The 14,443-nt window shown below is 66.9% G+C and carries 14 protein-coding genes and 1 tRNA gene; 4 read left to right on the top strand and 11 right to left on the bottom strand.

Annotated elements, in window-relative coordinates; genetic code table 11:
* Positions 1-471: 471 nt before the first annotated feature.
* The 8 genes from ACQR1X_RS07625 to ACQR1X_RS07660 form a co-directional block, all read right to left on the bottom strand.
* Positions 472-717 carry a cysteine rich repeat-containing protein gene (locus tag ACQR1X_RS07625; protein ID WP_434898609.1) on the bottom strand — a complete coding sequence of 82 codons (246 nt, stop codon included), beginning with the start codon at positions 715-717 and terminating at the stop codon, positions 472-474.
* Entirely contained in the window at positions 617-1,015 is a 399-nt protein-coding gene (locus ACQR1X_RS07630) for a hypothetical protein (RefSeq protein WP_434898818.1), read from the bottom strand. Before ACQR1X_RS07630 ends, ACQR1X_RS07625 begins: the two co-directional genes overlap by 101 nt.
* A 118-nt stretch (positions 1,016-1,133) precedes the next feature.
* Positions 1,134-1,496 carry a hypothetical protein gene (locus ACQR1X_RS07635; protein ID WP_315800366.1) on the bottom strand — a complete coding sequence of 121 codons (363 nt, stop codon included), beginning with the start codon at positions 1,494-1,496 and terminating at the stop codon, positions 1,134-1,136.
* 70 nt (positions 1,497-1,566) lie between these two features.
* The gene (locus tag ACQR1X_RS07640; RefSeq protein WP_316215602.1) at positions 1,567-1,965 is read right to left on the bottom strand and encodes a hypothetical protein; all 399 of its coding nucleotides are present in this window, start codon (positions 1,963-1,965) and stop codon (positions 1,567-1,569) included.
* 34 nt (positions 1,966-1,999) lie between these two features.
* Positions 2,000-4,561 carry a polynucleotide kinase-phosphatase gene (locus ACQR1X_RS07645; protein ID WP_434898610.1) on the bottom strand — a complete coding sequence of 854 codons (2,562 nt, stop codon included), beginning with the start codon at positions 4,559-4,561 and terminating at the stop codon, positions 2,000-2,002.
* A gap of 8 nt (positions 4,562-4,569) precedes the next feature.
* Complete coding sequence (locus ACQR1X_RS07650) at positions 4,570-5,949, bottom strand: 3' terminal RNA ribose 2'-O-methyltransferase Hen1 (RefSeq protein WP_315800363.1); 1,380 nt, start codon at positions 5,947-5,949, stop codon at positions 4,570-4,572.
* Between the two features lie 89 nt (positions 5,950-6,038).
* Entirely contained in the window at positions 6,039-7,379 is a 1,341-nt protein-coding gene (locus tag ACQR1X_RS07655; RefSeq protein WP_434891171.1) for a TROVE domain-containing protein, read from the bottom strand.
* A gap of 157 nt (positions 7,380-7,536) precedes the next feature.
* Positions 7,537-7,611: transfer RNA gene (locus ACQR1X_RS07660), tRNA-OTHER, on the bottom strand.
* Positions 7,612-8,750: 1,139 nt separating this feature from the next.
* Between ACQR1X_RS07660 and ACQR1X_RS07665 the strand changes: the two genes are divergently transcribed.
* Together ACQR1X_RS07665 and ACQR1X_RS07670 are read left to right on the top strand one after the other, a co-directional pair.
* A complete protein-coding gene (locus tag ACQR1X_RS07665) occupies positions 8,751-9,830 on the top strand; it encodes an Acg family FMN-binding oxidoreductase (RefSeq protein WP_434898611.1) in 1,080 nt (359 codons plus the stop codon).
* 79 nt (positions 9,831-9,909) lie between these two features.
* Positions 9,910-10,137 carry a hypothetical protein gene (locus ACQR1X_RS07670; protein WP_316180996.1) on the top strand — a complete coding sequence of 76 codons (228 nt, stop codon included), beginning with the start codon at positions 9,910-9,912 and terminating at the stop codon, positions 10,135-10,137.
* Positions 10,138-10,139: 2 nt separating this feature from the next.
* Here the strand turns inward: ACQR1X_RS07670 and ACQR1X_RS07675 are convergent, their stop codons facing one another.
* Complete coding sequence (locus ACQR1X_RS07675) at positions 10,140-10,517, bottom strand: hypothetical protein (RefSeq protein ID WP_434898612.1); 378 nt, start codon at positions 10,515-10,517, stop codon at positions 10,140-10,142.
* Between the two features lie 127 nt (positions 10,518-10,644).
* On the opposite strand from ACQR1X_RS07675, the gene ACQR1X_RS07680 reads away from it, so the two are divergent.
* Together ACQR1X_RS07680 and ACQR1X_RS07685 are read left to right on the top strand one after the other, a co-directional pair.
* Positions 10,645-11,349: a glutathione S-transferase N-terminal domain-containing protein gene (locus ACQR1X_RS07680; protein ID WP_434880842.1), complete on the top strand. Its 705-nt coding sequence runs from the start codon at positions 10,645-10,647 to the stop codon at positions 11,347-11,349.
* A complete protein-coding gene (locus tag ACQR1X_RS07685; protein ID WP_434898613.1) occupies positions 11,346-12,326 on the top strand; it encodes an oxygenase MpaB family protein in 981 nt (326 codons plus the stop codon). Before ACQR1X_RS07680 ends, ACQR1X_RS07685 begins: the two co-directional genes overlap by 4 nt.
* A 30-nt stretch (positions 12,327-12,356) precedes the next feature.
* On the opposite strand, the gene ACQR1X_RS07690 is transcribed toward ACQR1X_RS07685, so the two are convergent.
* A complete protein-coding gene (locus ACQR1X_RS07690) occupies positions 12,357-12,776 on the bottom strand; it encodes a hypothetical protein (protein WP_315800356.1) in 420 nt (139 codons plus the stop codon).
* Positions 12,773-14,401: a tyrosinase family protein gene (locus ACQR1X_RS07695; protein ID WP_434896112.1), complete on the bottom strand. Its 1,629-nt coding sequence runs from the start codon at positions 14,399-14,401 to the stop codon at positions 12,773-12,775. Before ACQR1X_RS07695 ends, ACQR1X_RS07690 begins: the two co-directional genes overlap by 4 nt.
* Between the last annotated feature and the right edge of the window lie 42 nt (positions 14,402-14,443).

Raw genomic sequence — 14,443 nt, forward strand, 5'->3', positions numbered from 1 at the left:
CCAGCCTTGAGGCCGGCCGATCACCGGTCTACAAAAAAGACAGTTGCTCCCCGGGGACCGGCTTGTTTGCCCCCGTCGCCAGCCGGTCATCATCTCGGCCGGCTTGACCTCAGCATCGGGAGGCCAGGACCACACGATTTCGCCGGCGCATTCTGCCGTTCGTCCGCACGGAGAACCATGCTGCGGCAGCCTACGCCCGTCGCATCACCGCCTCCACGTTCGTGACGATCGCGAAGCGCCCCTCATGGCGAGGCGGGACAGGCGGAGTATTTCATAAAATTCGGAAAAACGAAAGCGAAATTTTCGTGGACGCGGCGTGCGAACCTCGATCGCATTGGAAGGGCTGGTGTTTGGCGCCGAAGATCGGCTTCGTCTGGGCGCAGACGATCTCGCCCGGGCGAAGCCGGATCGCTGTGGAAGTTGCCGGCTGGCCTGCACCCGGAACGGGGCCAGGCCAGCCGATGCGCATGCTCAGCGTCTTTGGCCTTTGCCTCGGCCGGGTCCCGTCGTGTCGAGAGCCTGGCGGCAATCCGCTGAGACTTTCTCGCGGTTGGTCTCGAGGCAGGCGCGAACCTGGCCTGCGCCGTGCTGCTTGCCGGAGCAGAAGCTCTGGATGTCAGCGGCGCATTGCGTTGCCACCGGCCCAGTTCCCTGAGCGAAAGCGGGCATGGCCGCGATGGCGGCGATGACGATGGCGAGTTGCAAGGACGTCCTCATTCAAGCCTCCTTGGGGAGTGGTGTAGGCACGGTAGCGAGGTAGCGTGTGTCCTGCGTCCGTTCGTTGCGCAGGATCAAGCCGAAGGGGATCGCGCCGGAGGAACGGCGTCGCGTTCCGGGAATCGTACCTGGACGAGACGGCGTGACTGCCAGGAAGCTGCTCCACGATGATGATATCGCCGACATCGAGAGGCAGTACCAATACCTGCTGCGTCAGCAGCATGACCGCGATGGCTTCGATCTCCTCGAAGGCAGCCGGCACATCGGTGACGATGTCAGCGGCCCTGCGGAAGCTCACCCCCGTCGACCTGAGGCCACCGTCCTACGCTCACCCCGCCGCTCGATCGGCTCGCTCGCACGCCCCTGCGGCTGCGCGCTGCGATGACGAGACGGGTCTCAGAAGCCGGTCCGCGCACTCAAGACAAGCTGATCTCGGTTTCGCCGTCCGGCCCGATGAGCGTCAGCACTCCGGGCGTGCCCTCGCCACCGGAGAGGTAGTGATAGCTATCAAGTGCATGTCCGCTGGGAATGCCGAGAAGCTCAGCGAGGCCCGTCAACCTGTCTTCGGCAAACATGAACGGCCTGGCTGGGGACGGCGTGGCGACGATTGCGGCAGGCCTTGTAGCCATGCGCTTTTCGATATCGGCGAGATATTGCTCGAGGCTCGGCGGATTCGGCATCTTGGCGGCAATCATCGGATAGGCCTCGATCGCTTTCTTACGGACCGCGTTGCGAGGTGCGGCGTCGCGAACGTGGAGGTTGGTGATGAACGATCCCATGGCTCCCTTCCGCAGTTCGGCTGCCCAAAGTCACGTTTGGCTCGAGAGCGCCCGTCACTGGGCGCCACAACTACGGAGCGTAGGCACCATGGGCGGCTGTGATACTCTCGCAGATGACGTCGACATATTCGTCATAGAACATGATGCGAAAATGTCGGCAGCGGGCAAGATGCCGCTGGGAGAAGCTCATCAGCCAGGCTGATCGTCCCAGGTCCACCACGGCGGCTTGATCGATCGCGGGCCCCCAACCGACGGTTTCACGGGAATAGTCATGGACTTCCTCTGGGGTGACTTGATGCACTTGAGTCTTGTGAAGGATCAAGTGTCGCATATCGTCCTCGGAAGCCCAGTCCGGGTTCAGATAGTCGAGGGCGATCAAGTTCAATCCGTGGCCGAAAAAGTGCGCTCGTCGCAGCTCTGGTCCGCGTCCGTCAGCCCAGATCCAATCGCGCAAGACCGGCTTGTACATCGCAGAAGATCGCCGTGGTTGGTTGTTGAGCGGCTCACAGCCGCGGATCGATCGGCTCGCTCTCCAGTGCCAGAACCGCGAACACGCATTCGTGCACGCGGCGCAGCGGCTCGCGGGAGACGAAGCGGGTCAGCGCCTCGTGGCCGAGCGCGAACTCGCGCAGGGCCAGGTTGCGCTTGCCCTCGAGCTTGCGCTGGCGCAGCCGGACGATGTGCTCCGGCGCATCATATTCCGGGCCGTAGATGATGCGCAGATATTCCGGCCCGCGCACCTTGAGCGCCGGCTGAATGAGGCCCTTCGGTCCGCGCGCGACGAAGTTTTTCGGCTTCACCACCATGCCTTCGCCGCCGCTTCCCGTGAGCTGCTCCCACCACGCGATGGCGTCGGCGACGGCCGTGTCGTCGGCCAGCACAACAGTGCGCCATTGCGTGCGGGTGACGACGGATGCTGATGCGGCGGCCAGCCGATCGGCGAGCGTCATGTGCCAGACGTGGTCCTGATCGAACCAGACCCGGCCCTCGCTGGCGAGCAGATGAAACGGCGCGACCTTGAGATCGTCGATGCCGCCGACCGGCCAGACATAGGGCGCCCAGGCAGCGCCATAGCGCTTGGCGCGCGCGACACGATCGCGGAAATGGTCGCCGAGCGCGGCGACATCGAGGCCACGCGCGGCGGCGCGCGCCACTGCGTCGGCTGCTGCTTCGAGGCCGGCGACCGATGACGCCGCGACCGGCGCGTACTGGCTCTCGATCAGGCTGCCGGCCTTGGCCGACCAGGGCATGATCTCGGCGTCGAGCAGCAGCCAGTCGGATTGCAGCTCCTGCCACAGGCCGGCGCTGTCGACAGCGTCACGCAGCCGTGCCAGCAGCGCCTCGGTCATCGCGGCATCGTTGAAGAAGGCGCGGCCGGTGCGGGTCCAGATCGCGCCGCTCTCGTCGCCTGCGATGCCGAAGCGGGCCCTGGCAACATCGGCGCTGTTGCATAGCGCAATGACGGCGCGCGAGCCCATGTGCTTCTCCTCGCACACGACCTCGGCAACGTTGCGGGCGCGGAAATGCGCGAACGCCTCCTCGGGCCGTTCCAGCCAACCCTCGCGCGCGCTCGTCTCCGATGGCGACATGGTCGGCGGCAGATAGACCAGCCATTGCGGCGGCAGCGCGAAGCGGCTCATCACCTCCAGCGCGGCGGCCGCGTTCTCCTCGGCCACGACCATGCGGACGCGCAGCGTGGTGTCGATCCAGCGGCGGCCGCTCACGTCATCGATATCGAGCAGCTGATCGGCCTCGGCCTGCGCGGAGGCGCTGCCGGCGCGAGGCGCGAGCGGACGGACCGGCTCGCACCAGACGCGCTCGGCCTCGACCTCGACGAGCTCACGCTCCGGCCAGCGCAGCGCTGTCAGCCGGCCGCCGAACACGCAGCCGGTGTCGATGCACATGGTGTTGTTGACCCATTCGGCTGATCGCACCGGCGTGTGACCGTAGACCACGGTGGTCGGTCCGCGGTAGTTCGCGGCCCAGTCGGCGCGCAAGGGCAGGCCGAATTCGTCGATCTCGCCGGTGGTTTCGCCATACAGCGCGAATTCGCGCACTGCGCCGGAGCCGCGGCCGATCATCTCCTCCTTCAGCCCGGCATGCGCCACCGCGAGCCGGCCGCCGTCGAGCCAGACATGGCTGCGCAGCCCGTCGAGAAAGCCCGGCAGAGTGTCGCGGAAGCTTCGCTCCTCGCTGGCGAGCTGATCGATCGTGGCCTGCAGGCCGTGCGCGATCGTGACCTTGCGGCCCGCCAGCCAGCGCTGGAATTTGCGGTCGTGATTGCCCTGCACGGCATAGGCGGTGCCGGCCGCCACCATGCTCATGACGATGCGCAGCACATCGGGTGATTGCGGGCCGCGGTCGACGAGGTCGCCGACGAAGACGAGCTTGCGGCCCGCGGGCGGCGTCACTGTGACGGCGCGTCGACCCTCTGTGTCGCTCCATGTGACCTGATAGCCGAGCTTCGCCAGCAGCGCCTGCAATTCGGCCGCGCAGCCGTGTACGTCACCGATGATGTCGAACGGTCCGGCGTCATGCCGCTTGTCGGTCCACAACGGCTGCCGCGCGATGGTCGCGGCCTCGATGCGCGCGACGCTGTCGAGCTTCCACACCTGGCGAAAGCCCTCGCGCTGCAGCCCACCGAGACCACGGCGGATCTCCGAGACCATGCGCTGCACGACGGGGCCGCCGAAGGCCCGCTCGGGACGCGTCCTGTTTCTGTCGATGCAGACGTCGATGCCGGGATCGAACACGATCGCGACCGGCAGCGCATGCCATTTGCGCGCGAGCTCGACCCAGCCCTTCCGGTCGGTAGGGCGCACATTTGTGGCGTCGATGACGGCGAGCCTGCGGTGCTTCAGCCGCTTGCCGGCAATTTCGCGGACGATGTCGAACGCGTCGGCGGAGACGCCCTGGTCGGTCTCGTCGTCGGCGACCAGCGCGCGGCAATGGTCCGAGGAGATCACCTCGGTCGGAAGGAAATGCCTGGCGGCGAAGGTCGACTTGCCGGAGCCGGTCGAGCCGATCAGCACGACCAGCGCGAAATCGGGGATTTCGATGTTCATGGAATTGCTCAGCGAGTGAAGACGGCCATCTGCGTCGGCGCGCCATGGCTCTCGTCGTGATGGCCGATGCCGGAGAAGGCGGCCTGATAGTTGAAGGTTGCGCAGATCCGCTGCGCCCAGTCGGCAAACTCGGCGCGCGACCATTCGAAGCGATGGTCGCGGTGGCGAAACTGTCCGGCGGGCAGGCTTGGAAACAGTGCGTTGTAGTCGGCGTTCGGTGTGGTCACGATCACCGCGCGCGGCCGCGCGGCGCCGAACACCACGCGCTCGAGCATCGGCAGCCGGTCGGGATCGAGGTGCTCGATCACCTCGACCAGAACAGCGGCGTCGGCCTCCGCCCAGCGCGCGTCGCGATAGGTCAGCGAGCCGTGCAGCAAGGTGACGCGGCCCTCGGGCGGGCCACCGGGGAAGCCCAGCTTGAGCCGCTTGGCCGCGCGCTCCAGCTCGCCGGCCGCGGGATCGAGCCCGATCAGTCGTTCGACCCAGCGTTCGCGTACCAGAAGCTGCAGCAGCCGGCCTTCGCCGCAGCCGAGATCGGCGATGGTCTTGGCACCGGTGGTCCGCAGCGCCTCGATGACCGCCGTCATGCGCAGGTCGTTGAGCCGGATCGGCGCCTCCAATTTGTCTTCTGTCAGGCTGCGCGCCTCGGGCTCGGCCGTCTCGTCCTGCGTCTCCGGCGCGAGCCGTGCCAGCGCCGCACGCGCGAGCACGCCGCGGTGGCGCAGATAGCGGCGCACGATCAGCTCCTTGGCAGGATGGGCGTCGAGCCAGCCTTCGCCGCGCTTGAGCAGCTTGTCGATCTCCTCGTCGCCGACCCAGTAATGCTTGGCATCGTCCATCACGGGGATCAGCACGTAGAGATGGTTGAGCAGTGCGCTGAGCCGCGCAATGCCGCGCAATGTCAGTCGCACGTAGCGGCTCATCGCATCGCCCTGTGGTCCCGCAATGGGTGCGAGTTCGACCTGCCAGCCCAACGGCTCGAACAATTGCCGCAGCACGGCTTCGCCGCCGCGCAGGGGCAGGGGTGTCACGACCGCCTCCAACGGAATGGCGCTCTCGGCGAGCGCCTGGCGCGCGCTGCTGACGCCGTTCATCGCGGTCCGGAACGCCTTGTTCAGCGCGACCGACAGGAACGACGACGCGGCATAGGGGCGGTCGTTGACATATTGATCGAGCAGCCCGTCGCCTTGGCCCTTGCCGCGGACGAGGCCGATCGGATCGACGTCGAGCACCAGCGCCGCCTCGCAGCGATCATTGCTGGCCTCGGGATAGAAGATCAGCGCCTTGCCATAGGTGAGCGCGAGCTCGTGCAGCCGCTCCGGATGCTTGTTGAGCAGGTAGCCGAGATCGGTGGCAGGCTGATGGGTGGTGGCGATGGACAGGTACATGGCGTCACTTAAACGGGGGCGCGTGGGGTGGTCCACTGTTTGTGGAAGAAGACCCGGGCGCGTCTGTGACGCGTCCGGGTCATTTGTCGTCAGTGCAGGGTCGCGCCGCGCAAGCTCTCCTCCTGCGCCGCGATCCAGGCGATCACGGCCTCGGAGAAGCCGTCGACCCGCGTCCAGGGCCCGTAGCCGACCCCGTGCTGGTACGACGCCACGTTGACCATGGTCCCGCGCGTCTTCGGCGCCGGCACTGGATCGTGGCTCTGCTCGTCGGTGAAGACGATCAGGTGGTCGCCCTTGCGGTCGACCTCGCTGACCGCGCGGCCGAGATAGGTCGAGACATGCGGCTGCGAGTCGAGGATCGCGTCGCGCAGCGCAAAGCCACGTCGCGGCGGCACCTTCACGACCTCATTGCTGAACGTGAAGATCTCCACCTCGTCGCAGACCTCGCGGGCGAGGATCGCCAGCCCGCACGCCGCGTCCGCGCGCGTCATCTCCGACCTCGCGGACAGCGCCGCGAACATCGAGCCGGAGACGTCGATCAGGAGCCGCGTGCGGCCCTTGAGCCGCGCGTAACCCTTGATCGACCTGAACATCGCGGCCTCGAGCTCGGGCTCGAAGGCCGGCGCATGCCGGGCCGCCGTGATGAACCGATACGGCAGCACCCGGTCCGTCCGCATCGTCGCGATCGCCTGTGCGATCGTTGCGCGCGGCACTCCGGCCTGCCGCATCAGGCGCAGGTTGCGCAACAGCGCCAGCGCTCCGAGCCTGTTCTCACCGAGCAGCCGCTCGAAGCTCGCACGCTTGTCCGCACCGGCCGACAGCGCGACCTCCCAGGTGTCGGGCGAGGGCAGCTCGCCATCGACGAGCTGCTTCCACACCGCCTCCTGGACGGCATCCCTGGGCCTGGCGTGAACCAGGAAGAGGACGTCGCGCAGCCGCACCGGCCCCTCGCGGTCATACTTCGCGAGCTGATAGGCGTCGAACTTCGAAAACGCCTTCGCCAGCCCCTTCTTGACCTGCGCCGAGACCGGCTGCCGCTTGCGCTGCTGCTGCGGACCGAGAGCGTCCGCCCAGTAGATCGCGAGCAGCTCGGCCATCTCGTCCGGCCGCTGGATGATGCGCGACAGCGTCTCGGCGACCAGCGCGCGGTGCGACGGCAACCGCGCCATCTCGCGGGCGACGAGCAGCGGCGCGTGCCGCAGCTTCATCTCCTCGCGCGCACGGACCGCGAGCTGAGCCACCTCGCGCGGCTCGACCTGCGGCACCAGCGCCTTGATGCGATCGGCGATCGCGATCCCGTCCTCGTAGAACTGGTCCTCCCAGAGCAGGCAGCTCATCAGCGTGCGCTGCAGCGCCTGTGCCGGCGCGAGCTGTCGGGACGGCGCACCCTCGTGGGTGAAGGCGCGCAGGAACGTGTTGAGCTTGACCATGCCAGGGCCTCCTCTTGGGTTAATGGTCGATGGATAAATGGCCGGGAGCATCGGCCGGCACGCGCGATCTCGTTCGAGATCAGGCGTGATGGGAACCACGCGCCGGGAACGGGCGAATGTTGATCGGTTAGTGCTCTACCGCTGAGCTACCGGCGCATGGAGCGCCGGGTGGGAGTCGAACCCACGACCTCTCGATTAGCAATCGAAGTATCAGCATTCTTCACCACGGCGCGTGGAAGAAGGAGCGCAGAGCGTATCTGCGCCGTCGCGGTGACCGCCTGTTCGAGACGATCACCGGTTGAGATGGAGCACGAGCCGGGAACAGGCGACGACTGAGACCCGGTCCCACTTTCGCGGACCGGACAGCGCTCTAACCTCTGAGCTACCGGCAAGCCGCCGGACGGGATTCGAACCCGTGACCTCTGGCGTGGCAAGCGAAGTAACAGTCGTCTTCACCACGGCTCGCGAATGAGTTCGGCGGGGAATGGGTGATGCTGTTGCTGCCCCAATGGGGCGCTCGGTTTCAACGAAGTAACAGGCATCTTCACCACCGCCTTGGCCGCACGGCTGCGGGATGCGGCCGGGCGGCATTGATGGCATGCTGGGGAACGGGCGATCACGGCGATACGACGATCGAAACGCAGGCTTGGCATCAGCCTCGCCGCAACCCGCGACTCACCCATCTCGCTTGACGGATTCCACGGTACGATCGATCGAAGGCGGCGCGCGGCCGCATTGGCGCGAAGGAGCCGCGATCTTCACCACCAGCAGCTCCCGGCTGCGAACGGCCGGGAATTCAATTGGCTTGTCTGCGGCGCTGCACGGCGCCGCGTGTTGCGAGCTCCAGGGAGCTCGCTCTGTCATCGGTGTCCGGCGTTGCCGCCTCGTTCCCTCCGACAGGCCCCGCGCGCGCAGGCCACGCGCATCACCTGCGCGAGCCCCGGGATCCGGGTCTCCCGTTCCGGCTCGAGGCCGGGACATCTGGTTGTTCGCCGTGCAGCCGGCTCACGTGAGGGCAACAAAAAACCCTCCGGAGCGGCGGGCTCGGGAGGGTCCGTGTGATGCGGACTGTTGATCTTGCCTCAAGCAAGATCGCTCCCCCGAGCATGGCGTGCGCCATCCACCGGCATGACGCCGTTGGACGTGCGGATGAAGTGTTCGTAGCCGAAGGACATCGTCTCGCTCATGTTTGTCGCGGGCGCAGTCGCTCGCGAGGCCGCGGGACATACGCCGCTTTGTTGGTGCTGTCAACAGCATGGCGTTGATGTTTTGCCGGCTGCTGCGGAGGCCTTGATCTGCAACAACGCGCCGATGCGGAGCATGCTTATCGTGAGCATATCGAGATGCGGCGAGAATTGCGGGCGCAGAGTCATGAACCGACGGCGGGTCCTGATAGGAGGCGGCAGCGCGCTTGCAGCGGCCGCGCTCGGCGCCGGCTCCTGGCGCGCCGCGACCGGCACGATGCGCGCATATGACGACTATAGTGCCCGGTTGCGCGCGCCGTTGTCGTCCGACATCACCGATGTCATCCGTTACGCGACGCTCGCGGCCAACAGCCACAACACGCAGCCGTGGCGCTTTCGCGTGACGCGGGATGCGATCGAGATCATGCCCGATCCGTCACGCCGCACGCCGGTGGTTGATCCGGACGACCATCATCTGTTCGTCAGCCTCGGCTGCGCGGCCGCCAATCTCGCGATCGCCGCCGATGCGAGCGGCCGTCCGGGCGAGATCAGCAGCGACGGCCGGATGGTGCGGTACAGCTTCACGAACGGCACGGCGCATGACGATGCGCGGCTTGCGGCCATCGTCCGCAGGCAGTCGACGCGCGCGGAGTATGACGGACGAGCGGTGCCGCCAGGCGATCTCGCCGCGCTGCAGGCGGCCTCGGCGATGCCAGGCGTCGATCTCGCGATCATCACGGCTCCCGCCGTGATCGCTGCCATCCGCGATCTCGTGGTCGCCGGCAACGATGCGCAGATGCACGATGCCGCGTTCTTGCGCGAGCTGAAGAGCTGGCTGCGGTTCAATCCGCGGAGCGCGATGGAGACGGGCGACGGCCTGTTCGCGGCGGCCAGCGGCAATCCGTCATTGCCGACCGCGCTCGGTGGCCTCGCCTTCGATCAGCTCTTCAATGCAGCATCGGAGAACGACAGATATGCGCGGCAGATCAGCTCATCGGCCGGTGTCGCCGTGTTCACCGCCGAGCAGGCCGACGCCTCGCATTGGATCAGGGCCGGGCAGGCGTGCCAGCGCTTCGCGCTCGAAGCGACGCGGCTGGGGCTGAAGCTCGCCTTCGTCAACCAGCCGGTCGAAGTCGCCGCGTTGCGGCCAGAGCTGGCGCGCGTGGTCGGAACGACGAGGCGGCCGGATCTCGTGCTGCGCTTCGGCTACGGGCCGGCGCTGCCGTTTGCGCCGCGGCGGCGCGTTGCCGACGTGCTGGGTTCATGAGTCGTTCCTGTCAATCTTGACGGATTTGCGACTCGGTGCATTGCTTCGCTGCATGTTCGAGAACACCCGATTGGCACGCATGAGCGACGGGCATTATTGCCTGGTGCGCGACCTTGGCCTGGTCAAGGGCGGCAAGGGCATGCGCCATCACGAGGTGGTGGTGGATTTCAGCTATCGCGGCATCAAGGTGTTTGCCAGGCAGGGCGCGTCGTCGCTGATGCGCCGCGTCGCGGCCAAGCTCGCGCAGCACGACGCCACCTCGAAGCTGCCGGCACTGCTGCGCGTGCGCCTGCGCGAGCCGCAGTAGCGTCAGCGCTTGCGCCGGAGCTTGCCGCGCTGCGCTGTCGCGATCGGTCGTTTCGGCTCGTAGGGGCTGTCCGGATTGACGTCGAGCTCGACCTCGGCGACGCAATATTGCGGCCGGCGGTGGCTGCGTCCGGAATGCCAGCGGCCCTGGTGCAGCTCGACGTCGCTCATGTCAGCGACATCGAAGCATTTCCATTGGCCGCCCGGCGGCAGGCCGCTGCTCGCGCCGCCCGCGAACTGGAACGCGAGCACGCGCTCGCGGCCGGCGGTGTGGCCGAGGATGATCGGGCAGATCGCGCGGGCGAAGCCGCCATAGATGCACAGAATCTGCTGGCGCGTGAGTATCGCCTGCATGATCAATCGGTAGGTCGGGCTCGGCATGCTGGCCTTCTGCACGATGCAGCAACATAAGATCGCCGGCCGCGGCCAGTTCCGCATCGAACCTTGCAGCGGCGGTTCACGGGCTTAGATTGAGCTCTCAACGAGACAGCGCGAGCAAAAAGCCATCATGTCCGATCTCTCCAGCTTCCCGATCACCGCGCGCTGGCCGGCGCGGCATCCCGACCGCATCCAGCTCTATTCACTGCCGACGCCGAACGGCGTGAAGGTCTCGATCATGCTGGAGGAGACCGGCCTGGCCTACGAGCCGCATGCGATCGATTTCGGCAAGGATGAGCAGAAGACGCCGGCATTCCTGTCGCTCAATCCGAACGGCAAGATTCCCGCGATCATCGATCCCGACGGTCCCGGCGGCAAGCCGCTCGGCCTGTTCGAATCCGGCGCGATCCTGCAGTACCTTGCCGAGAAGACCGGGAAATTTCTCCCCGACGATCCGGCGCGGCGCTGGCAGACGATCCAGTGGGTGCATTTCCAGATGGGCGGCATCGGCCCGATGTTCGGGCAGCTCGGCTTCTTCCACAAATTCGCCGGCCGTGAGTACGAGGACAAGCGGCCGTTGCAGCGCTACGTCGCGGAGAGCAGGCGGCTGCTCGGCGTACTCGACAACAGGCTCGACGGCCGGCAGTGGATTATGGACGCCGACTACACCATCGCCGACATCGCGACGCTCGGCTGGGTGCGCAACCTGATCGGGTTCTACGGCGCGCGCGACATCGTCGCCTTCGATGAGCTCAAGCACGTGCCGGCCTGGCTGGAGCGCGGCCTGGCGCGGCCGGCGGTGCAGCGCGGGCTGGAGATCCCGCAGCGGCCGTGATCGTCAGCGAGGCCGATTTCGAACGTTGCATCGCCGAACTGCTGGCCGCGCCGGCCACGCCGGGCGACGCCGTGCTGCCGTCCGACAGCGTGATGTGGCGCGTGCATCGCGAGGCCGCGCTGTTTCTCGGCGCCGGCCGCGCGCTGCTGTTGCAGCTCGCCCATCCCTGGGTGGCGGCGGGCATTGCCGAGCAGTCCAGAGTGTTCGCCGATCCGCTCGGCCGTTTCCACCGCACCTTCAGCATCGTCTACACCATGGTGTTCGGCACGCGCGCGCAGGCGGTCGCCGTGGCGCGGCGGCTGTATCGGCGGCACGCCGCGGTCGATGGCGTGATGCCGGAGACGGTTGGGCCGTTCGCCGCCGGCTCGCGCTATCGCGCCAACGACGTCGACGCGCTGCGCTGGGTCCATGCCACCCTGGTCGAGACAGCGATGATGTCCTACGGCCTGCTGTGTCCGCCGCTCGGCGATGCCGAGCGCGAGCAATATTGGCGCGAGGCCATGCGGTTCGCGGGCCTGTTCGGAATTCCACACGAGGCCATGCCGCCGGACTGGACGTCGTTCAAGGTCTTTGCGGCCGATATGATGGCGTCGGAGACGCTCACGGTTGGCACGGCCGCGCGCGACATCGCGCAACGCATCTTCTCGGGCGAGGCGACGTGGATCGCACCGCCGCGCTGGTTCACGGCGCTGACGGCCGAGATGCTGCCGGAGCGGCTGCGCCTTGCTTTCGCGCTGCCCTATGGCGAGCGCGAACGCCGCAGCGCGGCGCGGGCCAAGCGGTTTCTGCCACGCGCCTACGCGTTGCTGCCGGAGAGATTGCGTACCGTCGGCCCCTATCAGGAGGCGATGGCGCGCATCGAGGGGACGACGTGTCCGCCGTTCACACGGCTGCTCAACCGTGTCTGGATCGGACAGCCCAGCATGGCGAGCCCGTTCGAGCCGCGTGCAGACCGTGCGCGGAGCGGGACGCTCTGAGTCCGGCGCGCCTGCCGCCGCGACGGCGGATCACGGCCGCGGAGCGAGCTTGAGCGTGACGCCGCGAACCTCCTGCGGCGTCGGCGCGCGGCTGCCGCCGGGTTGGCTGATGCTGAGGCGGATCGACAGCCGTCCACCCTCGATGGCCTCCTTCGGTACCGGGAGCGCATAGGTCCCGGCCTCCGCACCAGTGCGAAGGCCGAATGGCGAGATGGTCCCGAGCGGCATCCCGGATGCGGTCGTCACCGTCACCTCCTGGCCTCGCCCCAGTGCGCCCAGGCTGATCTCGACGACCGCAGCGTCGCTCGCATCCAATGGCCGCGGCACGACCAGATCGACGGCCCTGAAGGGCTCCGCCGCCAAGGACGAGGCCGGTCGCAGCAAGGTATAGAGCAGCACGGTACAGAGCAGCACGGCGCAGGCCCGCAGCGCGGCGCGCCTGCCGTTCATCGGCGCAGCGGTCCGACCGAGAGCGCTTTCAGGGTCGGCGCGGTGCCGACGCCGCCCGAAGGCACGACGCGGATGCTCAGCGGCTGGTTGGGCGCGGCCCGCAGGGCGGAGAACGCCTCCTGCTTCGTCGGCAGCGGCACCGCGAAGGTCGCATCCATGGTCATGGCCATGCCTGGCATCATCGATCCGAAGAAGGCGATGGTGCCTGCATAATACGGGCTGTCAGCCGTGACCTTGGTGACGTTGGCGGGCGCGTTCACCAGGACGTCGAACTCGCGCACGGTCGAATAGCCGCTCGGGCGGGGCAGCGTGATCTGCGCCATCAGCGGCTGCGGCCGCGTTGCCGCCAGGTGCGCTTCGAGCGCGTCGCCAGGAATCTTCACCGTGCCCACATTGGCCTTGACCGAGCCCTGCTGCGGCTTGATCTGCGGCGCCGAGGCGACCGCGGGCGGACCCACGATGTCCTCGCCGAAACCCGGCGCATAATCGTAGTCGAAGCGGTCGGTCGAGATGTAGTCGCCGGCCTTGCTGGGGCCGACATAGCCGCCCTTGCCGTCGGCATAGAACAGGAACGGCTCGTCCGAGAATGTCTTCAGGTCGGCCCCCTGCGGCAGGTAGGGTAGCTTGAGCCGCTGCTGCTTGCGTGTCCAGACATCCCAGAGCCGGTCCATGTTCGAATGATGCAGGAAGAAGATCGGATCGACCGGCGACAGGAAATTGGTCATGTTGCCATAGGGGCCGGGATCGAGCGGGCCGACACCGCCGATGTAGTTGTGGACCTTGTTGTGCGGCAGACCTTCCAAGGTCGAGAACTTGGTCGCGCCATTCGGCTGGGTGTTGTGTGAAGCGGTTTTCGAGCTGGTGAAGCTCAGATAGTTGTCGGGGTTGTAGAAGTCGGTCGGCAGAAGGCCCGCCATGATCACGAACGGCGAGACGTCGTAGGTGGTCTTGGCATCGAGCTTCGGATTGTCGCGCGACAGATAGCGTGAGGCGCAGGTGGTCGCGAATGCCTCATTGCCGGAGATGCCGGCATTGGCGGACGGCGAGAAGCCGGTGACGTCGTTCCAGAGATCGTCGATCGACTTGTAGCCGCGGATCTCGAGCTGGCCGCGCTGGTCCTTCGACAGGCCGTTCCAGTAATCCGTCAGCGCCGGCTTGATGAACGAGGTGAAGGCCGCGAGATTCCCGGTGAACGGCTGATACGCCTTGTCGGTCGGCGTCAGCACGCCGTCGAACATGCCGGCAGGAATTTCCGGCAGCTCGGTCCAGTCCCAATAGGGCAGGGCGAAACTGTCGTCGCCGCTGAGCGCGCGGATCGATTGCTCGAAATAGCCAAGATAGCCGCGATGCCAGACGTAGAACCACCAATTGCCGTGCGGGCAGTCCATCAGATGAATGAACGCGTTGCGGAACCAGTTCTGCGGATGGTTTGCGGGAAGCTGCAGCATGGCGGCGACGCCCTTGGCGTAGCTCGCGAGCATCTTCTGGCCTTCCGCGCTGGTGACGTTGGCGCGGCGATATTTCGCGGCGGCGTGGCCTGGTCTCGGCGAGATGACGGTGCCGGCTGCCGCCATCGCGGCCGTCGCCAGGAACGTTCGGCGGGTCTGTCGCAATCCCATGCTCATCTGAAATGAATCCTGGTTGGAAAAACGCCATGTTGCGTTCTC

This window comes from Bradyrhizobium sp. HKCCYLRH3073 (assembly GCF_051167995.1).
GTDB lineage: Bacteria > Pseudomonadota > Alphaproteobacteria > Rhizobiales > Xanthobacteraceae > Bradyrhizobium.